The 23,526-nt window shown below is 59.1% G+C and carries 21 protein-coding genes; 17 read left to right on the top strand and 4 right to left on the bottom strand.

Annotation, left to right across the window (positions count from 1 at the left end):
• Window positions 1-20: 20 nt before the first annotated feature.
• From AC1DWZ_RS00940 to AC1DWZ_RS00955, 4 genes are read left to right on the top strand one after another with little or no spacing between them, the layout of a single operon-like run.
• A complete protein-coding gene (locus AC1DWZ_RS00940; protein ID WP_477166983.1) occupies window positions 21-209 on the top strand; it encodes a hypothetical protein in 189 nt (62 codons plus the stop codon).
• Window positions 206-1,141: a carbohydrate ABC transporter permease gene (locus AC1DWZ_RS00945; protein WP_477166984.1), complete on the top strand. Its 936-nt coding sequence runs from the start codon at window positions 206-208 to the stop codon at window positions 1,139-1,141. The genes AC1DWZ_RS00940 and AC1DWZ_RS00945 overlap by 4 nt, the downstream gene beginning before the upstream one ends.
• A gap of 2 nt (window positions 1,142-1,143) precedes the next feature.
• Complete coding sequence (locus AC1DWZ_RS00950) at window positions 1,144-1,977, top strand: carbohydrate ABC transporter permease (protein ID WP_477166985.1); 834 nt, start codon at window positions 1,144-1,146, stop codon at window positions 1,975-1,977.
• Window positions 1,978-1,988: 11 nt separating this feature from the next.
• Window positions 1,989-3,092: an ABC transporter ATP-binding protein gene (locus tag AC1DWZ_RS00955; RefSeq protein WP_477166986.1), complete on the top strand. Its 1,104-nt coding sequence runs from the start codon at window positions 1,989-1,991 to the stop codon at window positions 3,090-3,092.
• Window positions 3,093-3,150: 58 nt separating this feature from the next.
• Here the strand turns inward: AC1DWZ_RS00955 and AC1DWZ_RS00960 are convergent, their stop codons facing one another.
• Both AC1DWZ_RS00960 and AC1DWZ_RS00965 read right to left on the bottom strand, forming a co-directional pair.
• Window positions 3,151-4,323 (bottom strand): LL-diaminopimelate aminotransferase, encoded by a 1,173-nt coding sequence (locus tag AC1DWZ_RS00960; RefSeq protein ID WP_477166987.1) that lies wholly within the window; start codon window positions 4,321-4,323, stop codon window positions 3,151-3,153.
• 94 nt (window positions 4,324-4,417) lie between these two features.
• Window positions 4,418-5,104: a GntR family transcriptional regulator gene (locus tag AC1DWZ_RS00965; RefSeq protein WP_477166988.1), complete on the bottom strand. Its 687-nt coding sequence runs from the start codon at window positions 5,102-5,104 to the stop codon at window positions 4,418-4,420.
• 204 nt (window positions 5,105-5,308) lie between these two features.
• Between AC1DWZ_RS00965 and AC1DWZ_RS00970 the strand changes: the two genes are divergently transcribed.
• From AC1DWZ_RS00970 to AC1DWZ_RS01010, 9 genes are all read left to right on the top strand, one after another.
• On the top strand, window positions 5,309-6,439 hold the full coding sequence (locus AC1DWZ_RS00970) for a sugar ABC transporter substrate-binding protein (RefSeq protein WP_477166989.1): 1,131 nt from the start codon (window positions 5,309-5,311) through the stop codon (window positions 6,437-6,439).
• Window positions 6,440-6,507: 68 nt separating this feature from the next.
• Window positions 6,508-8,043: a sugar ABC transporter ATP-binding protein gene (locus tag AC1DWZ_RS00975; RefSeq protein ID WP_477166990.1), complete on the top strand. Its 1,536-nt coding sequence runs from the start codon at window positions 6,508-6,510 to the stop codon at window positions 8,041-8,043.
• Entirely contained in the window at window positions 8,043-10,082 is a 2,040-nt protein-coding gene (locus AC1DWZ_RS00980) for an ABC transporter permease (protein WP_477166991.1), read from the top strand. Before AC1DWZ_RS00975 ends, AC1DWZ_RS00980 begins: the two co-directional genes overlap by 1 nt.
• A gap of 9 nt (window positions 10,083-10,091) precedes the next feature.
• The gene (locus AC1DWZ_RS00985) at window positions 10,092-10,892 is read left to right on the top strand and encodes an SDR family oxidoreductase (RefSeq protein WP_477166992.1); all 801 of its coding nucleotides are present in this window, start codon (window positions 10,092-10,094) and stop codon (window positions 10,890-10,892) included.
• Window positions 10,893-10,903: 11 nt separating this feature from the next.
• Window positions 10,904-11,851 (top strand): 3-hydroxyacyl-CoA dehydrogenase, encoded by a 948-nt coding sequence (locus AC1DWZ_RS00990; RefSeq protein WP_477166993.1) that lies wholly within the window; start codon window positions 10,904-10,906, stop codon window positions 11,849-11,851.
• An 18-nt stretch (window positions 11,852-11,869) separates the two neighbouring features.
• Window positions 11,870-12,802 carry a 3,5-dioxohexanoate:acetyl-CoA acetone transferase gene (gene kce, locus AC1DWZ_RS00995; protein ID WP_477166994.1) on the top strand — a complete coding sequence of 311 codons (933 nt, stop codon included), beginning with the start codon at window positions 11,870-11,872 and terminating at the stop codon, window positions 12,800-12,802.
• A gap of 10 nt (window positions 12,803-12,812) precedes the next feature.
• On the top strand, window positions 12,813-13,685 hold the full coding sequence (locus AC1DWZ_RS01000; RefSeq protein ID WP_477166995.1) for an SMP-30/gluconolactonase/LRE family protein: 873 nt from the start codon (window positions 12,813-12,815) through the stop codon (window positions 13,683-13,685).
• A gap of 17 nt (window positions 13,686-13,702) precedes the next feature.
• The gene (locus tag AC1DWZ_RS01005) at window positions 13,703-14,581 is read left to right on the top strand and encodes an SMP-30/gluconolactonase/LRE family protein (protein ID WP_477166996.1); all 879 of its coding nucleotides are present in this window, start codon (window positions 13,703-13,705) and stop codon (window positions 14,579-14,581) included.
• A 375-nt stretch (window positions 14,582-14,956) separates the two neighbouring features.
• Window positions 14,957-15,973, top strand: coding sequence for an acyltransferase family protein (locus tag AC1DWZ_RS01010; protein ID WP_477166997.1), 1,017 nt, complete (start codon window positions 14,957-14,959; stop codon window positions 15,971-15,973).
• 71 nt (window positions 15,974-16,044) lie between these two features.
• On the opposite strand, the gene AC1DWZ_RS01015 is transcribed toward AC1DWZ_RS01010, so the two are convergent.
• A complete protein-coding gene (locus tag AC1DWZ_RS01015) occupies window positions 16,045-17,934 on the bottom strand; it encodes an acyltransferase family protein (protein ID WP_477166998.1) in 1,890 nt (629 codons plus the stop codon).
• A gap of 157 nt (window positions 17,935-18,091) precedes the next feature.
• Between AC1DWZ_RS01015 and galE the strand changes: the two genes are divergently transcribed.
• A complete protein-coding gene (gene galE / locus AC1DWZ_RS01020) occupies window positions 18,092-19,078 on the top strand; it encodes a UDP-glucose 4-epimerase GalE (protein WP_477166999.1) in 987 nt (328 codons plus the stop codon).
• 12 nt (window positions 19,079-19,090) lie between these two features.
• Window positions 19,091-19,468, top strand: a complete 378-nt coding sequence (locus tag AC1DWZ_RS01025; RefSeq protein ID WP_477167000.1) for a VanZ family protein — start codon at window positions 19,091-19,093, stop codon at window positions 19,466-19,468.
• Here the strand turns inward: AC1DWZ_RS01025 and AC1DWZ_RS01030 are convergent.
• Window positions 19,443-20,237: a vWA domain-containing protein gene (locus AC1DWZ_RS01030; RefSeq protein WP_477167001.1), complete on the bottom strand. Its 795-nt coding sequence runs from the start codon at window positions 20,235-20,237 to the stop codon at window positions 19,443-19,445. The genes AC1DWZ_RS01025 and AC1DWZ_RS01030 overlap by 26 nt on opposite strands.
• Before the next feature lie 582 nt (window positions 20,238-20,819).
• On the opposite strand from AC1DWZ_RS01030, the gene AC1DWZ_RS01035 reads away from it, so the two are divergent.
• Together AC1DWZ_RS01035 and xrtD are read left to right on the top strand one after the other, a co-directional pair.
• Window positions 20,820-21,887 (top strand): glycosyltransferase family 4 protein, encoded by a 1,068-nt coding sequence (locus tag AC1DWZ_RS01035; protein ID WP_477167002.1) that lies wholly within the window; start codon window positions 20,820-20,822, stop codon window positions 21,885-21,887.
• Window positions 21,865-23,514: a VPLPA-CTERM-specific exosortase XrtD gene (gene xrtD / locus AC1DWZ_RS01040; protein WP_477167003.1), complete on the top strand. Its 1,650-nt coding sequence runs from the start codon at window positions 21,865-21,867 to the stop codon at window positions 23,512-23,514. Before AC1DWZ_RS01035 ends, xrtD begins: the two co-directional genes overlap by 23 nt.
• Window positions 23,515-23,526 lie beyond the last annotated feature (12 nt).

A 23,526-nucleotide genomic window follows, 5' to 3' on the forward strand; every position in this document is an offset into this window, starting at 1 on the left:
TTCCGGAGCGGCAATATCGCGTGGCCTGGGCGATAGAATTATCGCTCAGCGTCCGTCAGGTCGGCGTGCCGGTGCATGGAAGTTCCATGCACCGGCAGTTTCCGGACTTTGCCCTGCTCAACCCGTCCTGCGCTGCGAGCTTGCCTGAAGGCTCTGCCCGGGACGCGATCCGTATGACGTTCGATTTGGAAAGCTTCATCAATTCATGAGTCTCGCAATTCCATCAGATCGACGTGGACCGGACCGGCGTTCCCTGCTGCAGCGCCTGGCAATTGCGAGCGAGCCATATCTCTACGCGGCACCAGCTTTGATCCTGATCGTGACGGTAATGCTGGTGCCGTTGGCGCTTGGCCTTTCCTATGCCTTTCGGGATGTGAAACTGCTTGATCCCTTCAGTGGCGGATTCGTCGGCTTGGACCATTTTCGTGCCCTGACCACAGATCCTGCTTTTGCCCGGGCATTGAAGAATACCTTTCTCTGGGCCGGCGCATCGGTATCGCTGCAGTTCATTTTCGGCCTGATCCTGGCACTGTTGCTCGACCGTCCGTTTCGTGGCCGCGCTATTGCGCAGGCTCTGGTCTTCCTGCCCTGGGCCGTTCCCAGCTTTCTGTCGGGGCTCAACTGGGCCTGGATGTTCAATCCCGTGGTGGGGCCACTGCCACATTGGTTTTTTGCCCTTGGCTTGACCTCAGCGCCGACCAACCTGTTGTCCGATCCGACCATGGCGATGTGGGGACCGATCATCGCCAATGTCTGGTGGGGCATCCCCTTTTTCGCCATCACATTGCTGGCCGCCTTGCAGGCGATCCCGCGCGATCTCTACGAGGCCGCATCGATCGATGGCGCCAATGCGGTACAGCGTTTTCGCTCCATTACGCTGCCGTTTCTGGCACCGACCATCGCCATCACGGTCCTTTTGCGCACCGTTTGGATCGCCAATTTCGCCGACCTGATCATCGTGATGACCAATGGCGGTCCCGCGGATCGCACCCAGATCGTCGCCTCCTACATTTTCACCCAGGCATTCCGGCGGTTGGATTTCGGCTATGCGTCGGCGATTGCCGTTGTTCTGCTGGTCTTGTTGATGACTTACTCGCTGCTGATTGTGTTGCTGCGCCAATCCCTGCTGCGGAGGGCATGAGGATGCGCAAGCGCCAAATTGCCGCCGCTGTCGCCCATCGCCTCGCGATTCTGCTCTACATCGCCGTGGCGCTCTTTCCCCTGTACTGGCTGCTGAAGGTTTCTGTGACGCCGAACGACCTTCTCTATTCCGAAGGTGTTCGGCTGTGGCCGTCACGCGTCGGCTTCGAGCATTATGCCTTCGTGCTTCAACACAGCGATTTTCCGCGCTTCTTCCGCAACAGCCTGATCGTGTCGGGAGCGACCGCAATTATCGTGACAGTGCTCGCCGCCACCGCTGGCTACGCATTGTCGCGGTTCACCTTTCGCGGCAAATATTGGATCGTGGCATTGATGCTGCTGACCCAGATGTTTCCGCTGGTCATGCTGGTGGCGCCGATCTTCAAAATGCTGTCGCCGCTGGGTTTGACCAATAGCCTGACCGGGTTGGTGATCGTCTATGTCGCCTTCAACGTGCCCTTTGCCACGTTCCTGATGCAAAGCTTCTTCGACGGTATTCCCAGGGAGCTTGAAGAAGCGGCAATGATTGATGGCGCCTCGCGGTTCCGTGCTTTCCGGCAGATCATCCTGCCGCTGACCTTGCCGGGCATCGCGGCCACTTTGGGTTTCGTCTTTACGGCCGCCTGGAGCGAATTGCTCTTTGCCTTGATGTTGATCTCCAGCACGGCCGCCAGCACATTCCCGGTTGGACTCCTGTCCTTCGTTTCGAAATTCTCGGTGGATTTCGGCCAGATGATGGCGGCTGGCGTGCTGGCCCTCATTCCGGCCGGTTTCTTTTTCCTTCTCATCCAGCGCTATCTCGTGCAGGGCCTGACGGCCGGCGCGGTCAAGGGCTGAGGGAGCATTCCATGGCATCGATCGATATCGTCGACATCCGCAAGGCTTACGGGCCTATACAGATCCTCCATGGAATCGACCTTAAGATTCGGGATGGCGAGTTCGTCGTCCTTGTCGGCCCTTCGGGCTGTGGCAAATCGACCTTGCTGCGCATGATTGCCGGATTGGAAGACATTTCTGCTGGCGAGATCCGAATTGATGACAGGCGGGTCAATGATTTGCCGCCACGCGATCGTGATATCGCCATGGTGTTCCAATCCTATGCACTTTATCCGCATATGACGGTTGCCGAAAATATGAGCTACAGCCTGCGGCTGAGAAAGACCGGGCGCGAAAAAATTGCTGCTGCAGTCAACGGCGCCGCCAATATTCTCGGTCTCGATGCATTGATGGCTCGTCGACCCAAGGCGCTGTCCGGCGGCCAGCGTCAACGCGTCGCTATGGGGCGCGCCATCGTGCGTGCGCCGAAAGCCTTCCTGTTCGACGAGCCGTTGTCCAATCTGGATGCCCGGCTGCGTGAGCAGATGCGTGGCGAGATCAAGAAGCTGCACCATTCCCTGGGCGCCACCTCCGTCTATGTGACGCACGACCAGATCGAAGCGATGACCCTGGCCGATCGGATCGTCGCCCTCAACGGCGGAATCGTGCAGCAGGTGGGGACCCCGCTGGATCTCTACGACCGACCGGCCAATCTGTTCGTGGCGGGATTCATCGGGTCGCCGGCCATGAACATGATAGAGGGGCGTTACCGTCGGGATGGTGGCGCTGCCTGGATCGATCTGTCAGAGGGATTGACACTACCGCTGCAGGCGCCCTTGCAGAAGATTGATGCCGAAGCGGGAAAGGCTGCGAGAATCGAAGATGGGGTCGCCGTCACGATCGGCATTCGCCCGGAACATATCGTGCTGGGGGATGCGGCTGGCTTTGAGGGTGTTGTCGAACTGGTCGAGCCGACCGGCCTCGGGACCATCCTGCATCTGCGGCTCTGCGGCGTCTCGTTCAAGGCCTTCACGCTTGAGCGCGGAGATGCCGCCATCGGTGATCGGCTTTCGATCTCGCTGCCACCAGAGCGCCTGCATGCTTTTGACGCTGCAAGCGGACGGCGCCTGACCTGACACCGACCCAAACTCGGCCAGGCTTCTAGGGGGCTGGCCGTGTTTGTGACGCTGGACTCTACCTGAGAGCAGCCTTGATGGCGCGGATGGCCTGGCGGGTGCGGTGCTCGTTCTCGACCAAGGCGAAGCGGACATGGTCGTCGCCATATTCGCCAAAGCCGACACCAGGCGCCACGGCGACACCGGCCTTTTCGATCAGCAGCTTGGAGAATTCCAGGGAGCCGAGTGCGCGGAAGCGTTCCGGGATCTGCGCCCAGGCGAACATTGAGGCGGGCGGTGGTGTCACCGGCCAACCGGCGGCGTTCAATCCTTCGATCAGCACATCGCGCCGGCTTTTGTAGCGTGTCCGCATTTCTTCGACGCAATCCTGGGGTCCGTTGAGGGCGGCCGTTGCCGCCACCTGGATCGGCGTGAAGGCGCCGTAATCGAGATAGGATTTGACCCGCGTCAACGCGCCGATCAGCCGGTCATTGCCAACACAAAAGCCGATGCGCCAGCCGGGCATGGAATAGGTCTTGCTCATCGAACTGAATTCGACCGCGATCTCCTTGGCCCCGGGCACCTCCAGGATGGAGGGGGGTGGGTTGCCGTCGAAATAGACTTCGGCATAGGCGATGTCGGAGATGATGAAGATGCCGTGCTTGCGACAGAAGGCGACAACTTCGCGATAGAAATCGAGCGTGGCGATTTCGGCGGTGGGGTTGCTGGGGTAGTTGACGATGACGGCCAGCGGCTTTGGCACCGAATGGCGCACAGCGCGGTCCATGGATTCCAGGAAATCCTGGCCGGGCTGAAAAGGGATCGAGCGGATCGATGCACCGGCGATGATGAAGCCGAAAGCATGAATGGGGTAGCTGGGGTTGGGTGCCAGGATCACGTCGCCAGGACTGGTGATGGCCTGGGCAAGATTGGCTAGCCCTTCCTTCGATCCCAAGGTGACGATCGCCTCGCGATCGGGGTCGATTTCCACATTGAAGCGGCGTGCATAATATCCGGCCAGAGCCTTCCGCAATCCGGGGATGCCGCGCGAATTGGAATAGCGATGGGCCCGCGGATCCAGCAGGGTCTCGGCGAGCTTGTCGCTGACATGCTTGGGCGGTGGTTGGTCGGGATTTCCCATGCCGAAATCGATGATATCGCGGCCGGCGGCACGGGCGGCAGCTTTCAGCTTATTGACCTCGGCGAAGACGTAGGGCGGCAAGCGCTTGGTACGGTGGAACTCGGTATCCATCGGTGGTCAGATCCTTCGCACGGTCGGTGACGGGGCATGCACGCTGCCCCGCGTCAACCGGCCTGTCAATTGAGTTGTGTGGCGGTGCGCTAAGTTAGCTCAGCAAGCCAAGCAATACGCGCGTGGCGCTGTTGATATCCTCGCGGAAGTGCATGGCGCAGGCCTTGGCGTCGCCACTCTGGATCGCCCGCAGGATCAGCTTATGTTCCTCATTGGCGGCTAGGTAATTGCCCGAACTGTGCAGCAGGTGGAAATAGGGGCTGACCTGCAGCCAGATGCCCTCGATCGTGCCGAGCAGTGTCTCGGAGCCGGAGGCGGCATAGACGGTGAAGTGGAAATCGTGGTTGGCGCGGACATAGGTCCGGGTATCGCCATCCTCCGCCGCCTTGGCCATCGTCTTGACCAGGCCTTCCAGTTTGGCCTGATCGGCCAGGGTCACGTTGGGCGTCGCCCATTCCGCCGCCAACCCTTCAATTTCGGCCCGTACGCGTGAAAGGTCGGTCAGCCGCCGCGCGTCGACTTCCGGAATGCCCACGGACCGTCCTGAGATGACGGTCAGCGCCCGTTCGGCGGTAAGACGCTGCAGCGCTTCACGTACCGGCATGGCACTGACGCCAAACGCTGTTGCGAGCCCCTGGATGGTCACCAATTCTCCCGGGATCAAGCCGCCGTCGAGAATCATGGTTTTGATCTGGCGGTAGATCTCGTCGGGCAGGGTGACGCGCGCCACCTGCATTTGCGGCAGGTTGCTGGTGCGGCGGCGCGGGCGACTCGCTGGCATGGGTTCTTTCATCCTGGTCGAACCGGCTATCGGTGGGCGGGTATCCCGTCAAGCCATCATTGTGACTTGTCATTTCCATGATATGTGATTTATGATCAAATGATCAAAAACAATCGGCTCCCGTTCTGATGTGACCGTGGATCGGGGGCGCGGACACCCAAAGGGCGTCTAGGAAAACGCGGTCGCATGTTTGGGAGAGAAACAATGACACCTTTGAAAGGTGCGCTGAGGCTTGGGCTGGCCTTTGCGCTCGGCGCGTCCATCATGCTGCAGGGTGGTGCCGCCCATGCCGCCGACAAGTTCAAGATTTTCCTGTCGATGAGTTTCATCGGCAACGACTGGCAGGCTGAGGCCGCCAACATGGTGAAAGCCATGGCGGCGCACCCGTCCATGGCCGACAAGGTCGATCTGCAGGTGCAAGTGGCCGGCCCCAATGCCCAGCGTCAGATCCAGCAGATCAACGCCATGGTGCAGGCTGGCGCCCAGGCAATCATCATCTTCCCGATCTCGCCCACGGCCCTCAATGCTGCCGTGAAGAATGCCTGCGACAAGGGCGTTCTCATCTTTGCCTACGATGCCGAGATCACCGAGCCCTGCGCCTATAATATCTCGATCGACCAGGAAGAGGCGGGCCGCGTCACTGCCGAATGGCTGGTCAAGAAGCTCAACGGCAAAGGCAATATCGTCGCCATTACCGGCGTCCCCGGCACCTCGGTCGACACCTTGCGCACCAAGGCAGCCAAGGAAGTCTTCGACAAGCATCCCGACATCAAGATCATTGCCGAAGCTGTCGGCATGTGGAGCCAGGCGACGGCCCGCACCGAACTCTCGAAGATCCTGGCGACACGCAGCTGGGACGATATCGACGGCCTGTGGATGCAGGTGGGTTGCTTCACCGCGAACTCCATGGAACTGGAAGCCGGCAAGAAGCCGGAAGAACTGCTGCCCTGCGCTGGCGAAGGTTCCAATGGCGGCCGCATCCAGATGCTGCCCATCGGCACCAAGGTCGAGGGTGGTGAAGCACCTTATGCACCGCTGGGCGCACCGCGCATCTCCTACGCTTCGCCGCCTTATTCAGGTGGCTATGCGTTGAAGCTTGCGGTGCAAAAGCTGGAAGGCAAAGATGTACCGCATCGCATCACCCTGCCGCTGCCACTTGTCACCAACGAGACCATCAAATATTGCGAAACCGGATCCTGGGAAGAAATGAAGGCGGGCTGCAATGCTTTCCCGCCGTCGCTGGTGCCCAACCCCGGCTGGTTCGCTTCCATCTTCTCGCCCGAGACTCCGGAAATCGGTTTCCAGGGCGCGTTGGTCGGTCAGCCTGAACTCTGACTGTCGCATGACTAGTGCCGGGCGGCCCCGTGCCGCCCGGTTCCTTTCCAATCTGAGGGTCCCGTCACGTGACAGAGCAATCCGTTCTGGCGATAGAAGCCGACCATGTCCGCAAGGCTTTCGGGGCGACAATCGCCGTCGATGATGTGTCGTTCCAGGTACAGGCCGGCCGCGTCCATGCCCTGTTGGGTGAAAACGGCGCCGGCAAATCCACCATCGTCAAATTGCTGAGCGGGTTGTTGATGCCCGATACCGGCTCGTTCCGCATTTTCGGGACCGAAGCCGCGTTGAAATCACCGCGCACGTCGCATGCGCTGGGTATTCAGACCGCGTTCCAGGAAATGACCCTGGTGCGTGATCTGACCGTGCTCGAATCCGTGCTGATGCCTTACGCGCCGGTTAATGGTCTGGGGCTGATCCGCCGCCGCGCCGCCGAAGATGAGGTGAGGGCGCATTTTGCGGCCCTCGGCCTGCAGGATATCGATCTCCATGAAGAGGTTTGCAATCTCGACCTCGCCATCAAGCAGAAGATCGAGATCGCGCGCGCAATCTACCGCAAACCAAAGCTGCTGCTGCTGGATGAGCCGACCTCTTCATTGACCGGCCGCGATGTCGATTGGCTGGGCGAGATCATCGCCCGCGAGAAGGCCAAGGGTGTCACCATCATCTTCATTTCGCACCGACTGAAGGAAGTGCGCGATTTCTGCGATTCCCTCTCGGTCCTGCGGAATGGCCAGCATATTGCCAGCGGCGAGGTGGCCGCGTTCGACGATGAGGAAGTGATCCGCATGATCGTCGGCCGGTCGATCGGCCAGGCCTTTCCGGAACGCCCCATCCGCACCCATCAATCCGGCCCCGAAGTGCTGCGGGCTGAGCATCTTGCCGCCGACGGGAAGCTGGTGGATGCCTCGTTCAGCCTGCATCGCGGCGAGATCTTGGGTGTTGCCGGCCTGCAGGGCATGGGGCAGCTCGATCTTTTCGTCTCCTGCTTCGGCATGGCGGAGATCGCCAACGGCCAGCTCTATGTCGATGGCAAGCCGGTGGTGATTGCCTCGCCAGCCGATGCGGTACGTGCCGATATTGGCATCAGCCTGGTACCGGAGGATCGCAAGACCGAAGCGCTGTTCTTGAAATTGTCCGGCACCGAGAATGCCTCCATTCCCGTGATCGAGCGCTTCTCACGCTTCGGCCTCATCGATATAGCGGCTGAAAGGCTGGCGGTGGCGGATGTGTTCCAGCGTGTGGAGATCGCCGACCGGGCGTTGTGGACGCGGGCCGGCGCTTTTTCTGGCGGCAACCAGCAGAAGATTGCGATTGCCAAATGGTTGCTGGCAGAGAGCCGCGTGCTACTGCTTTACGATCCCACCCGCGGGATCGACGTGGGGACGAAGCACGAGCTCTATCGCCTGATGCGCCAATATGTCGAAGCGGGCGGTGCCATCCTGCTTTATTCGACAGAGATTCCGGAGCTGGTGCATCTCGCGGACCGCGCCATCGTGCTCTATCAAGGGCAGATTGTGCGCGAGATCGCCATGGCGGACCTCACTGAAGACAATATCGTCCGCGCCGCCCTCGGCAGTGACGTTTCCGTGCGAGCTGCGTGATGAAATCTACTGCCACCGGTTCATTCAGGCTTGGCCGTTACCGCGGCTTGATCATTGCGCTCATCGTCTTTGCCTTGCTGCTGCTCATCAACAATGTGATGAGCCCAGGGCCGATGAGCTATTTTGAGTTCAGCTTCATGTCGACCGGCGGGGCCACACTCGCCATCGCCGCGGCCGGGCAGACGCTGGTGATCCTGACCGGTGGATTCGATCTGTCTGCCGGCGCGGTCATCTCGTTGGTCAATGTGCTGCTCGCCACCAACATGCCGGACACGCCGATGGGAATTTTCCTATGGTCGCTGGCGGGCATTGGCGTTGGCATGATGATCGGCGCCTTCAACGGCTTTTTTGTCGCCTTCTTCCGCCTGCAGCCGATCGTCGTCACGCTCTCGACCATGTTCATCACGCAAGGCCTCACGCTGTTGGTACTCGACAAGCCGGGTGGCATGGTACCGGCGGGCCTCAGCGAGGCATTGGTGCAAGATGCGATCCCCAACTTATTGCCCATGGCGGTGGTGGTGCTGGGCATTCTCATCCTGCTGTGGCTGTGGCTGAAGAACACACGCTTCGGCACCTCGGTCTATGCCATCGGCAGCGACATGGATGCGGCGAGGGCACAAGGCATTCCGGTGCGTTGGGTGCAGTTCATGGTCTACGTGCTGGCTGGCGGCTGTTATGGCTTTGCCGGCGTGTTCGTCTCGGCACAGACGGGGGCAGGCGATCCGCTGGTCGGCAATTCGATGCTCCTCCAGGTATTCGGCGCGGTCGTTGTCGGCGGCACGCGGCTGGGCGGTGGCCGTGGTGGGGCGGTGGGGTCGATCGTTGGTGCCTATATCCTGATGATCGTGGTCAACATCCTCCTCGTGCTCAATGTGTCGGCCTATTACTCGACCATCACGGAAGGCTGCATCCTGATTTTGGCGGTCATGGCGGGGGCCCTCGGCCGCAATGCACCGGCTGCGCGGGGCTTGAGATCGCTTCTTAATCGCATCAAGGCGCGACGCCTTGGCATGCTGCCAGGGCAGGGCCAGAGGCCAGCCCAACGACTGGTGTTGCCCGGCATCGGCAGCGCCAAAGCGGCGGCCACCATGCCGCCCTTCGCCGTGCGCCATGCCGAGACGATCCGGTTTGCGCTGCCGGCCTATGTCTGCTTCGTCCTCGTCGTGCTGATGACGCAGTTCGTCACGGGCAACGCACTGTTCCATGGCGGGTATTACAATTCGCTGCTGGTACTTTCGTCGTTCCTGCTGGTGCTGGCCTTGGGGCAGGGGACCGTGATCCTGACTGGCGGTCTCGATCTCTCCGTGCCATGGACCATCGCGCTGTGCGGAATTCTGCTGGCCGGGATCGTCAACGGGCAGAACGGGCCGCTGATCTATACGCTGCCACTGGTGCTGGCGATCGGCTGCCTCATCGGCCTGGTCAATGGTTTTGGTATCGCCATGCTGGGCATATCGCCGATCGTGATGACTCTGGCCATGAATGGCATCCTGCAGGGCATTGCCTTGCTCTATTCGCAAGGGACGCCGGCCGGCTTCTCCGCACCCTTGATGCGCTGGTTCATGACGTCGAAGGCTGAATTCGTGACGCCGGTCGTGATCTTCATCTTGCTGTTTGTCGTGGCTGCCGTCGTGCTGCACAAGCGGACCGCCTTCGGACGTCGGATCTATGCGCTGGGGAACGGCGAGCGTGTCTCGGCTTTGTCGGGTATCAATGTCAATCGCACGACCTTGCTGGTCTATATGCTCTCCGGCTTCTGCTCGGCGCTGGTGGGCTGCATGCTGACCGGCTTTTCCGGCCAGGCCAGCCTCGGCATGGGTGACGAATATCTGCTGCCCTCGATCGCCGTCGTGGTGGTCGGCGGCACGCTGATCACCGGTGGCCGCGGCAGCTATATCGGCATGGTTGGCGGTGTCCTGCTGCTGACGGCATTGCAGACCCTGCTCGCGGGCACCATGCTGCCTTATGCCACCCGTATCATTATTTTTGGCCTGGTCGTCCTGGCGGCGGTCGTGGCCCTGCGCGAACGAGACAGTTAGGAGAGGTTCATGGCGACACCCATCGGTCGCAAGATCATCGACGGTATCAAGCCCGGCCTGCGTGTGTTCATTTCAGCGGGTGCGTCGGGTATCGGTCGGGCCATTGCCGATATGCTGATCCTGCATGGCGCTCGCGTTTTCATCTGCGATGTTGCGCAAAACCTCCTTGATGATTTCAAGAAACAGCATCCAGATCACGGCGCAGTATTGGCGGATGTCTCCAACGATGACGATGTTGCGCGGGCCTTCAGTGAAGCGCAAGCGGTGCTCGGTGGCCTTGACGCCCTCATCAACAATGCCGGCGTCGCTGGCCCAACGGGTGGCGTCGAAGAAATCGCCATCGCCGATTGGCGGCGATGCATTGATGTAGGGCTCACCGGTCAGTTCCTGTGCACCCATTTTGCGGTCCCGATGCTGAAGCAGGCGGGTGGCGGTGCGATCGTCAACATGTCCTCGGCGGCAGGCCGCCATGGCTATGCTTTCCGGACCCCCTATGCCGCAGCGAAGTTCGGCGTGATCGGGTTCACCCAGAGCCTCGCCAAGGAACTGGGGCCACACAATATCCGCGTCAATGCGATCCTGCCCGGTATCGTCGAGGGGCCGCGGATGGAGGCTGTCATCCGCGCTCGTGCAGAGCAGGTCGGGCTGTCCTATGACAAGATGGAAGAAAAATATCTGGAGAAGGTCTCGCTGCGCCGCATGGTGACACCGCATGACGTTGCTGGCATGGTCACCTTCCTGCTGTCGCCGATGGGCGAGAATCTGTCCGGCCAATCGCTTGGCGTCGATGGCAATGTCGAGACGCTTTAGGAGAAAGTGAGATGGCAGTCATCGCGATCGTCGGTGCCGGATTGATCGGCCGGGCCTGGGCCATCACCTTCGCCCGGGCTGGCCATGAGGTGCGGATCTATGACGAATTCCCTGGCGCCGCGGAAAAGGCGATGGCCTTTGCCGCCGAGGCTCTATCGCCGTTGGTGGCGGAAGGCTTGCTTGATGGCCAGTCCGTTGCAGAAGTGGCCGAGCGATTGAAACCGGTGGCGACATTGGCGGCGGCCCTGTCAGGTGCCGCCCACGTGCAGGAGAATACGCCAGAGGATCTGGCGACGAAGAAACGAGTCTTTGCACAGCTGGATGCGGCGGCAGCACCGGAGACGGTGCTGGCAAGCTCGACGTCGGCGCTGCTGCCGTCACATTTCACCGCGGAATTGGCCGGTCGCGGGCGCTGCCTCGTCGTACACCCGATCAACCCGCCTTACCTTATTCCGGCCGCAGAAATCGTGCCGGCACCCTGGACTGCGCCCGAAACGGTGGAGCGCACGCGGCACTTGTTGACCGAAGCCGGCCAGGCACCCATCGTCATGAAGCGCGAGATCGACGGGTTTGTGATGAATCGCCTGCAGGGTGCCTTGCTCGAAGAAGCCTTCCGGTTGGTGGCTGATGGTTATGCCTCGGTCGAGGATGTCGATATCGGCATTCGCGAAGGCCTGGCCTTGCGCTGGTCGTTCATGGGGCCGTTCGAGACCATTGACCTCAATGCGCCGGGCGGTGTGCGGGACTACATCGTGCGCTACCAGCAAATCTATGAGCGCCTGTTCCCGTCCATGCAGCGCCGCGTCGATTGGGCAGGAGCTGTGCTAGGTACCGTCGAACAAGAGCGCCGCGCCCAATTGCCGGAATCCGACCTGCAAAAGCGAACGGCTTGGCGTGACCGGCGGCTGATGGCGCTGGCGGCGCACAAGCGCAAGGCGGCGGGCGAAATCGGTTCATAAGGATTGGGAAGATCAGTCATGGCCAAGAAACGCAAAGTCATCATCACCTGCGCCGTCACCGGTGCCATTCACACACCCTCCATGTCGCCTTATCTGCCAGTGACGGCGGAGGAGATCGCGGATGCGGCGGTAGGTGCTGCGGAAGCGGGTGCTGCCATCGTCCATCTCCATGCGCGCAATCCGAAGGATGGACGGCCGGACCAGACACCGCAGGCGTTCGAACCATTCCTGAAAGTGATCAAGCAGCGCTCGAATTGCGTCGTCAACCTCACCTCTGGTGGCGCACCCTGGATGAAGATCGAGGAGCGCATCATGCCCTCGGTCACCTTCCAGCCAGAAGTCGCCTCCCTCAACATGGGCTCGATGAATTTCGGCCTCTATCCGATGCTGAACCGGTTCAAGGAGTTCAAGCATGATTGGGAGCGGGAAGCGCTGGAGAATTCGCGCGACCTCATCTTCCGCAACACGTTCAAGGATATCGAATATGCCTTGAATACGCTCAATGACACGGGCATCCGCTTCGAATTCGAATGCTATGATGTGGGGCATCTCTACAACCTTCATCACTTCCTGGAGCGTGGCTTGGTGAAGCCGCCACTGTTCGTACAGACGGTGTTCGGCATCCTGGGAGGTATCGGCCCGCATCCGGAAGACGTCATCCATATGAAGCGCACGGCCGATCGCCTGTTCGGCGACAATTATCATTGGTCTGTATTGGGCGCCGGGCGCAATCAAATGGCTGTCGCAGCCATGTCGGTGGCGATGGGCGGTAATGTGCGCGTGGGTCTCGAAGATTCGCTGTGGGCCGGTCCGGGGCGTCTGGCGATATCGAACGCCGAACAAGTGACAGCCGCGCGCAAGCTGATCGAAGGCCTCGGCTTGGAAATTGCGACACCAGATGACGCGCGCGAAATACTCAGCCTCAAAGGCGCCGACAAGGTGCAGTTCTAGGAGGTGCACCATGCTGCGCATAGAGATCTTCAGCGACCGCAAGGAATCTCTCGGCGAAGGACCGCTGTGGGACGTGACGGAGGAGCGGCTCTATTGGATCGATTCCTACGGTCCCATGGTGCACCGTGCCGACCTCAAGGGCGGTGATCGACGCAGCTGGACCGTGCCGGAACCGATTGGATCGATGGCGCTGCGCGAGCAGGGGGGCGCTGTACTCGCCTTGCGCAGCGGGTTTCATTTCCTCGATTTCGACAGTGGCGAGGTCACCCGCATCAATGAGACGCAGCCGGGTGAATTGCGCCCGCGCCTCAATGACGGCAAGGTCGACCGCCAGGGACGTTTCGTCGCTGGCTCGATGGATTATTTCGAGAGCGAGCCGGTGGGCAAGCTATTCCGGCTCGATCCGGATCTGAAGGTCAGTCTCCTCGATACGGGAATCATCTGCTCGAACGGTCCGTGCTTCAGCCCAGACGGTAAGATTCTCTATTTCGCCGACAGCTATGCGCGCACCATCTTTGCCTATGATTACGACACCGCTACCGGCGATGTGCGCTCTAAGCGCGCCTTCGGGAGTTTCGCGGAGCTCCAGGGTTTTCCTGATGGCGCCACGGTCGATGCCGAAGGCTATGTCTGGAGTGTCGAAGTCTATGCCGGGCGGCTGGTGCGCTTTAACCCGGACGGTGTGATCGATCGTTTGGTCGGCCTGCCGGTCTTCTCGTCCACCAGTATCAGCTTCGGCGGACCCAATCTGGACATTGCCTTCGTGACGTCGATGGCACGGCCGTTCAAAGGCCACTATCCGCGTGAGCGCGAGGCGGGCATGACGGTTGCGGTACATGGCTTGGGCGTGCGTGGTATCGCCGAGCCGCGCTTCAAAGGTTAGAAAAAGGGGAATTGGTGATGCGCATCGACGTTTTGGTAGACGTGAAGACGATCCTCGGTGAAGGGCCACTCTGGGATGTCGAACAGCAGCGTCTCTATTGGATCGATAGTTTCGGTGCCAATGTCTTTCGCTGCACCGCCGATGGTCGCGAGATTCGCGCCTGGGATGTGCCGGGCAAGATCGGGTCGATGGCGTTGCGCAAGGATGGCAATGGTGCCATCTGCGCGCTGCAGGACGGCTTCTATACGCTGGATTTCAAGACCGGCGACAGCACGCTCATCTATAATCCGATCGGCAACAATCCGGCGATCCGTCTGAACGATGGCAAGGTCGATCGCCGCGGCCGCTTTATCTGCGGATCGATGGACACGATGGAGGCCGGACCCAATGGTGAGCTCTATCGGCTCGACCCGGATTTCAAGGTGACCAAGCTCGATAGCGGAATCATCGTCTCCAACGGCCCGTGCTGGAGCCCGGATGACAAGATCTTCTATTTCGCCGATTCATGGTCGGGCGAAATTTGGGCCTATGATTACGATATCAATACCGGCGGCGTCTCCAACCGCCGTACCTTCACCAAGATTGATACCAGCCGCGGCGGGGCGGCGGACGGGTCCACGGTAGATGCAGAAGGCTATCTTTGGAATGCCCAGGTCTACGACGGCAAGCTTGTGCGCTATACACCGGATGGCAAGGTTGATCGCGTGATCGACATGCCGGTGAAGAAGGTGACCAGTGTCAATTTCGGTGGGCCGAATATGGATATTCTCTTTGTCACGTCGATGGCCAAGCCGCCGCTACCGCGTTTTCCCGGTGATGGCGTGCTGCGCGGCAGTTTGTTCGCCATCCATGATCTGGGGATCAAGGGCGTACCGGAACCGCGCTTCGGCGCCTGATGTCCAGGCGCCGGGTTGCGGGCACGGCGCGGCGGTTCGGGTTTTGTTAAGTATTTGATTATGTTAAATTATTAAGATATTTTTTGAAACGCTATTCTCTTGATGCGGTCGTCAAGAACGGCCATGCGGCTGACCTTTGGCGGGTCTGGCGCGATCCCCTTCAAAAATAGTGAGACAGTCGGCAACTGCCGCGTTACTGCGGTGTTAAGTGTTTATGACGCAATGCAATATTCTGGTGTTATTTTGGGTGCGTCGCAGCATTTCTCGGGATAATCTTGTTGGCCGGCGCGATTGCAACTGGCTTGGGCGTGGGAAAGCCCGCCACCTGACTGCCGCCCGGTTTTGGGAAGCGTGAATATAGTTGGAGGCACGCCGGTGAATGCGAACGAACACGCCAACCCCGTGGGCCGGGACCAGGCCGCTACGTCCGTCGCGTCGGCGGTGGCCAGCCGATCGGTCGCCATTGATATCGTTCGCATGCTCGGCCTGCTCATCGTCGTTTGCGGCCATGTCTGGGTGAACTCGCCGATCGTCGGCTATGTTGCTGTCTTTTTTGTGATCGCAGGCTACCTGTGGTCGGACAAGCGGCCGCTGAAGGAGGAAGTCCGGCATCGCGCCCGGATCCTCATCGTCCCCTATGTCTCCTGGCTGATCATCATTGGCAGCGCCAACTTCGTCGGCAAGGTCATTGAAGGTGAGACGCCGTTGGAGCTTGCCAAGCTGCTGGCCAACTATGTCCTGGGCGGCAACCGGATCGTGACGCCGCTGACAGCCTATTGGTTTTTGACGGCAATCTTCTTCTCGACGGTTCTCTATCGCTATCTCCGAAACCAGCCGCGCATCGTCTATTTCAGTGTCTTGGCTCTCGCACTGCTAACGAGCCTTGCCTTCCCCTATGTCGGCAAAGTGCCGCTCTCACTAGGCGTTGGCTTCGTTTGCCTGGTCTTCATTGCGGCCGGCCATGGCTTTCGCAAGATCGAGGCATCTCTGCCAATACCGGTGCCGCTGGCACTGGTCACTTTGGGGCTCTGCCTGTTGCTCATCTATGAGAATGTGATCCAGCGCATGGTGCTGAAGGCAGGCGATTTCGGCACACCCATGCTCAGCATCGCGGGTGCGATCCTGATCTCGTGTTCCGCCATCATTCTGTCGAAACCGCTGGCGCGCCTGCTGCCGGCCATGGTGGGACGTATGATCACCGGTTTCGTTCGCATGGGGACGCCAATCATCGTTCTGCACACGGTGCCGCTCTGGCTGCTGCCCGCGAACACAACCGGGTTGATCAAGTTCGTATTTGCCCTGGCGCTGCCGCTGCTGGTTGGAAACATCCTGCTCGTTTTCCCGCCGGACTCCCGTGTCCGGTATCTACTGATGCCGGCACGTGTATCCTAGCGGTGGCTGCTAGCGCCTAGATTGTCATTTGAGCTTTTGAAGGGGCGACCACATGGCAGATCCATTGCACGTCAATGGGCATTGCCGACAAAAAGCGGTCGCATCTTCGCAAACACGATGCGGCTGCCATAGCCTGAGAGATGAGAATTGTCGACCATGACAATCTGACCGTGATCATAAGCAAGGCATTCCTTCTCCTTGCACAGCACTGTCATCGGATCGAAGAAATCTTCGGCAGGTACCAGCTTCGACAATTGCGGATTGATCGAGAAGTCATTCCTGACTGGCATGTAATAGGCGGTCTCCGCCGCACCGTTCTGGCCGAGACGGTAGGCAAGAAACTGGGGATTGGCGAATGGAAAGTCGGGATTGTCACCGACGATTTTCACCTGGACACCAAGGGCCTTGAGCTTGTCGACCGTCTTCGCGACATCCGCCACGGTGAGGTCGTTGCTCCGCAAGCTGCGCCACCAATATCCGGAAAGAATGACCGTATCGATGTGGTAGTCGCGAATGATGTCCCTGACATGGTCGTTGTTTGATCGGCAATAGGGACGATCGCTCCGGCCATAGTCGAAGATCGGCAAACAGCCGGCGGAGGCATACATCAATATATTGACGTCGAGCGGCGGGTCGGCGCGCAGAATGACAGCGCGATAATGATTTACGTGGGAGTCTCCCCAAAACAGGATGTTGCCGCCCTTGCCCTTCGCAAGCAGGCACTCGGCGCCCGACCATACCTGCCAATCGCCTTTGAGAAAACATGTCGGCGCGCCGGGTGCGTTGGCTTGCTCGCTTGCCTTTTCCACACGCGGCAAGCCGAATCGATCGGGAAATCCATCGAACTTGTAGGCGGCAGCGCCAGCACCGCTCGTGACGAGGCCCAAGAATAACGCCGTGGCGAAAATCGCCTTTTGTGAAACGGCCTGGCGATTGCGAAACGGTTGTTCGACAAATCGCCAGGACAGATAGGCGAGGGCGAAGGCTGCAATCGCCATCAATACCTGCTCCATGACGGTCGGATCGCGCAGCAACTGATACTTCACCAGGACGAAGAGCGGCCAATGCACAAGGTAGAGGGAGTAGGAAATGAGGCCGACGCCGCGAAACGGCAGGCTGCCAAGAAGGCGGGCAACGAAGGTCGGCGCCTGGCTACCTTCGCCTGTCGCTATGATAAGAGCGGCGCCAATGCACGGCCATAGCGCATTGTAGCCGGGGAATGGGCTCTGCTCTGTGAGCAAGAGAGCAGAGCCGATTATCAATGCGAACCCAACGGCCGCACCACATTCACGGATATAGGGCGTTGTCATCGGTGTCGCGCGGCGGTAGGCGAGCAAGGAGCCAATCATGAGTTCCCAGGCGCGCGTTGGCAAAAGATAATAGTTCCCGGTGGGGTCGTAGTCCAAGGCGATGACACTGAGAGCAAACGAGATGATTGCCAATATCAACGTGGATCGCACATAGCGGCGGCCGTAGAACCGGGCGATCAACATGAGGAAAATCGGGAAGATAATGTAGAACTGCTCTTCGACCGCGAGAGACCATGTGTGAATGAGCGGCTTGAATTCTACCGGACCGGCGAAGTAGTCAGTTTGTTTCCAGAATAGGATATTGGAACAGAAGGTGACGACACCGATGAGGCTATAGCCCAGGTCCCGCAATTCGTCCGGCATGAGAATGAAGGTGCTGACGATGGACGTGACGGCGAGTGTTGCGAACAATGCTGGCAGAATGCGCCTGGCGCGACGTTCGTAAAAGGTAATGATCGAAAACTGCCCGGCATCGATTTCGCGCTGAATGATCCCTGTGATGAGATAGCCGGAAATGACAAAGAACACGTCCACGCCGACATAACCGCCGGGGAACAAGCCAAAGCCCAGATGATAAAGGACCACAGGAACGACGGCGAGTGCGCGAAGCCCATCGATGTCAGGACGATAACCATTGCCAACCTTACTCACGAGCAGCACCTGCAATCGAGCCGAGTCCGTTCGTTCTGAAAATATCGAATGGAACGTCTGGTGCTTTGTGAATCGATCTGTTTAACTCGGGGCAACGCATGTTCATCATCAAACTCATCGGTGATTTTTTGTTTGTCTTGGAGATAGGAGTAGTCGCTTGCACATTCTCGTAACCGGTGGCGCCGGCTATATCGGCAGCCACACCTGCAAGGCGCTTGCTGCAGCCGGATGGATTCCGGTCACCCTCGATAGCCTCGTGACGGGGCATGAGTGGGCCGTGCAATGGGGGCCGTTTGAAAAGGGCGATATCCGCGATACGGCTTTCGTGGCAGGCGTCATGCGGAAATACGAGATCAAGGCGGTCGTGCATTTTGCCGCCCTGTCGCTGGTTGGGGAATCGAGTGCAGAACCCTGGCTGTATTACGACAATAACGTCTCCGGGACCCTGTCTTTGCTGAAGGCGATGGTCGAAACAGGCATTACGAAGATCGTCTTTTCGAGTACCTGCGCGGTCTATGGCGTTCCGCCGGCGCTGCCGATCCGTGAAGACATGCCACGATTGCCGATCAATACCTATGGCCGCTCGAAGCTCGGTGCCGAGAATGCAATCCTCGATATGGCGCAGGCGGGGAAGTTGAGCGCCGTCATTTTGCGCTATTTCAATGCCGCAGGAGCTGACGAAAGCTTGGCCATCGGCGAAGCGCATGTTCATGAATCGCATCTTATTCCTTTGGCGATCCGGGCTGCGCGCCTGCAATCGTCGCCGCTCAGCGTCTTCGGCACCGATTACGACACGCCCGATGGCACCTGCTTGCGCGACTACATTCATGTCAGCGATCTGGCGGCAGCTCACCTGGCGTCGCTGCGTTTCTTGGATCAGCATACGGGTGGACATTGCGTCAATGTCGGAACCGGCCAGCCCGTATCCGTCCGGGCGGTTCTGAATGCCGTTGAGGCTTCCATGGGGACAAAAGTTCCCGTGGTCGAGGCGTCGCGCCGCCTGGGCGATCCAGCCGCCCTATACGCGGCAACCGAATTATCAGCGGAGAAGCTGGGCTGGAGTGCCCGATACCGCAAGATTGACGAAATTGTTGCAGGAGCTGTGGCATGGGACAGGAAGTACAGTGCCCATGAACGCCACTGACGCGCCATGTTAATGCGCGCCGTTCTATTTGTGGTCTTTTGTGTGGCCATCGTTTCGGTCATTGTGGGATCGCTTTCGCCGCAGCTGGCACCGCCGTCTGGGCATGTCATCGACAAGATGATTCATGCCTCTGCCTATTTTTCACTGACATGCCTCGGCTACGTCATCTTCACAAGCACGCGTATGCGGTGGACAATGGTCTTCTTTCTATTTTGTCTCGGCGCGACCATTGAGGTCTTGCAGGGCATTATCGGCGGTAGAGAAGCGTCCGTGTGGGACCAGCTCGCCAATTCGACAGGCATCGCGCTGGCCATGATCGGCATGAGATTGGTGGGAAACCGCGTCGCCACGTTTTTGTTCCTGGCTACAGCGAAGTCGGGCGATGATTGAGGCCAATGGCAAAGACGCGATCGAAGGTGGCAGCGCCGTGGAGAAAATTATGCCATTGGGCCTTTTCTTCATCAGCCAAATGTTCTCCAATTCCGTCGCTGGTGTTTGAATGTCCTTCTGACAAAAAGTAGGCGACGTTGTGGGCGCTGTCCGGCAGGCGGCCTTCCGCATGCCAGGCGTGCGCTGCCATTTCGATCGCATTGGCGCCGTTGAAGACGTCATGGACCTGAAGAGACTCCAGCGAGGCTAGCGCTGCGGAGAGTTGGCCCCAAGGAAAATGCAGTGCCGCGCCGCCCGCAAACGCGCAAATGGCGACGCGAGAAACGCCAAACATGCTGTAGGCATTCAGCAGATTGGCGAGCGCTGCTTGCGCGGTCTTGAGCCGCGCGTTCAAGACGTCACCGCGCCGGTCGGGATCTGTCGAGCGCAGCACGCCGAGGTCCAGAACGACCAAAAGATTGGTGTTGTGGTAGCAGGGATGTGCCGGTCGTTCGTCGACTATTGGCGAGGCATTGGCGACATTTCCGCCGAGGCTGGCAAAGAGGGGCGTTGCCTCCCGCACGACATAGCTGATGGCGGGTGGATCGGCTTCCAGACCTTCCGGGTCGAATGGCTTCTGCTCGTCCTCGGCGTCGGTCTCGGTTCCATGCGCAAAGGAGCGTCCCCGCGCCGCGCCGCGATAGATCGGCATGTCGGCATAGGCGTCTAAATACAAATTGATCTCACGCCCACCGGGATTGTCGCGGTCATCGAGGCTATGGACATCCATTTTCGCACTCCATGTCGTTCAATCGGCGGGTCGGCGCGAAGAAGGCTCCGATACGCCGAGCGGCTCTTTTCTGTGCGGGACGCATTTATTAACGATCTGCTCATTGATTAGTAAACGCCGCAGCTGCGGAATCGTCAATGCTGCAGTGCAAGAGTTTGCGCAATGTTCCACCTTATCCCTTACTTTTCACCTGCTCTTTACAAAAATGCCACAGGTATTCCCAGCCTCAATCATGTAACGACGGGTCCTTGGCCACCGCGCTCGACCACGCCGCGTTGATGGTGAGTGTTGCCGAATTAATGCGATATATTTCAATGTGTTATACGGATATGGCTTGGCGATGGTTTGATTTGTGAGGTCTGACCGTGCAGGCACCGACCATTATGGTGCTGGCAAGATTTGGCGTTGCCGCCCTTGAGTTCGGTTGATAGTGCGATGCACAATAAACTATAGTTGCGGTGCGGCATGGCCGCTTTTGAGCTCATGAGCTCTTGATAAAGAAATTAAGAATTTGTGGGGCATATGAGGCCGGAACCTAAGATCAAAATATGCGTCGTGGGCTTGCGAGGCGTTCCCGGTGTCATGGGCGGGATCGAATCGCATTGCGAGCAGATTTTCCCGCGTCTGGCTGAATTGGCGCAGCAATACGACATAACCATCATCGCGCGCCGGCCCTATCTCGCGCGCGCGCCGTTCGAATATCGGGGTATCAACGTTGTTCCTCTCCCCGCGGCACGAAGCAAGTTTCTCGAAGCGATCACCAGCACAACCATCGGCGTGCTCCACGCCCGCTTCATTCAGAAGGCCGACCTGATCCACATCCATGGGATCGGCCCCGCTTTGCTCGGCCCCCTGGCCCGTCTCTTGGGAATGAAAGTCGTTGTCACCCATCATGGGCAAGATTTCGAACGTGAGAAGTGGAACGGTTTTGCCAAGATGGTGTTGCGGTTAGGTGAGCAATGCGCCATCCGAGCGGCGCATCGAGTCATTGTGGTTTCGAAATCGGTAACCCAGGATTTGCGCGATCAGAATCCAAGTCGAAGAGATCGGATCGAACATATTCCGAACGGTGCAATAACTCTCTCGGGCGAGGCGGGTGTTGGCGACGATACCGCCGCACTTCGGGACCTCGGGCTGGAAGCCGGCAAGTATATTCTGGCGGTTGGCAGAATCGTGCCCGAAAAGGGGTTCCATTTTCTGATCGATGCGTTTCGCATTGCCAAGCCGGGCGGCAAGCTGGCCATTGTCGGCAAGGCAGATCATGCCGATCAGTATTCCGAGCGATTGATGGCGCAGGCGACGGACGAGATCGTATTCTGCGGTTTCCAAGGGCGGGATATGTTGCGGACCTTGTATCGTAACGCCAAACTGTTCGTGCTGCCCTCCACCCATGAAGGGTTGCCCATTGTGGCGCTGGAAGCGGGAAGCCTTGGAGTGCCCACTTTGCTCAGCGATATCCGACCGAATCTGGATATCGGCCTGCCGGCCCATAACTATTTTGAAAGCGGAAATACGCAGGCACTGGCGGCCAAACTGCGCCAAGACTGCGGCGATTTCCGTGTCGACGCCGTTGATATCGGCCGCCGCTTTGATTGGGGGCCGATAACCGTGGCCACACAAAAAGTTTATGCTGCCGTTGCGACCGGCTGAAGCATTGGCAAAGGTATCATCAGCGATGTTCGTTCAGTCAGCCGCATCATCATTCCAAGGACGCTACTGGCCTACACGGGCCAGCGCAGCCACGTTGCTGCTGTTGGCTGCGTCGGCGGGCTTGATCACGGCGATCTTCTGGACCTCGATACTGAGCACGTTGGATACCTGGCAACATTCGCCGGAGTATAATTACGGTCTTCTGGTGCCACCCGTTGTTGCCCTCATGCTGTGGCGCGACATGCGGCGGGCCGATGCTCCCATACGCGGCGGCTGGTCAGGTGTGGCCATCGTTATTGTTGGCCTGCTGCTCGGACTGATCGAGTATCTCAGTCAAACGCATTTCCCTGGACTGGTTGGCCTGTTCTTGACTGCTATTGGTCTGTTCGTTGCCTGGCAAGGCGAAGCGAGATCGCGCCAGGTATGGCCGGGGCTGGTCTTTCTGTTGTTCGGCCTGCCTTTGGCCAACGGCATTCAGGTCATTCTGACCTCTGCGCTGCAACTGGTCTCGTCGATCGGCGCGGTCGCGGTCATCCGCGCCTTCGACATTCCGGTCCTGCGTGAAGGCAACATCATCGATCTCGGTTCGATCAAGCTGCAGGTGGCGGAGGCTTGCAGCGGATTGCGCTATTTGTTTCCGCTGGCGACCTTCTCGTTTCTTTGCGCCTATCTGTTTGTCGGTCATCCTGTAAAGCGGCTCGCCATCTTCTTGTCGAGCATCCCGATCACGATTCTGATGAACATCATCCGCATTGCCGTAACCGGGATCCTGGTTGACGATTTTGGCGCCGCGGCCGCGGAGGGCTTCTTTCACGAATTCGAAGGCTGGGTCATCTACTGCGGCTGCCTGTTGCTGCTCGCGATTGAGATGAAGGCCTTGTGCTATGTCGGTCGAGGCGATCGCTCTCTCTTGCGCAGGCTGGATCTGGATTTCCCGCACAAGGCAGCCGGTCAGCCGGATTTGCAGGCACGACGGACGCTTCTTGGGATCTTGCCGGTATCGGCTGTTGGCGGGCTGTGCGTGCTTTGCCTGGGCATCATCCTGGCCGTGGGGACCCGGAGCGAGAACTTGCCGGCTCGGGCGTCGTTCGACTCCTTCCCGCGGCAGATAGATGAATGGAGCAGCATTGCACAGCCGATCGACGATGAATCGCTGAAGGCTCTTGCTGCAACTGACTATTTGAGTGTGAACTTTGTGGCCGGCGACGATGAAATCGTAAATGTATGGTCGGCGTACTATCGCTCTCAAATCAGCGGCAGCGCCGCCCATTCACCCTTGATATGCATTCCCGGCGGTGGCTGGCAGATCGAAACTGTTGGTGCCCGCGATATCCCTATTGCTTCGGGCGCCGGCGCGCAGACAATGAAGATAAACAGGCTTATTATCGCGCAAGGCACAGAACGGCAGCTGGTCTACTATTGGTTTATTGAGGGTGGCGTCGTCGAGACCAATGAGTACATCGCCAAAGCTCGGCTATTCGCCAATTCGATACTGTACAACCGGCGCGACGGTGCGCTGGTGCGATTCGTTACGCCGATCAAGAATGGTGATGTCGACGCCGCGGATCGAACGATAAGCAGGTTTGTGGCGCAGGCTGCGCCAAAGTTGACGGAATATCTGCCATGATACGGCTGTCGT

The sequence above is a fragment of the Dongia sp. P2_B8 genome (assembly GCF_056404715.1).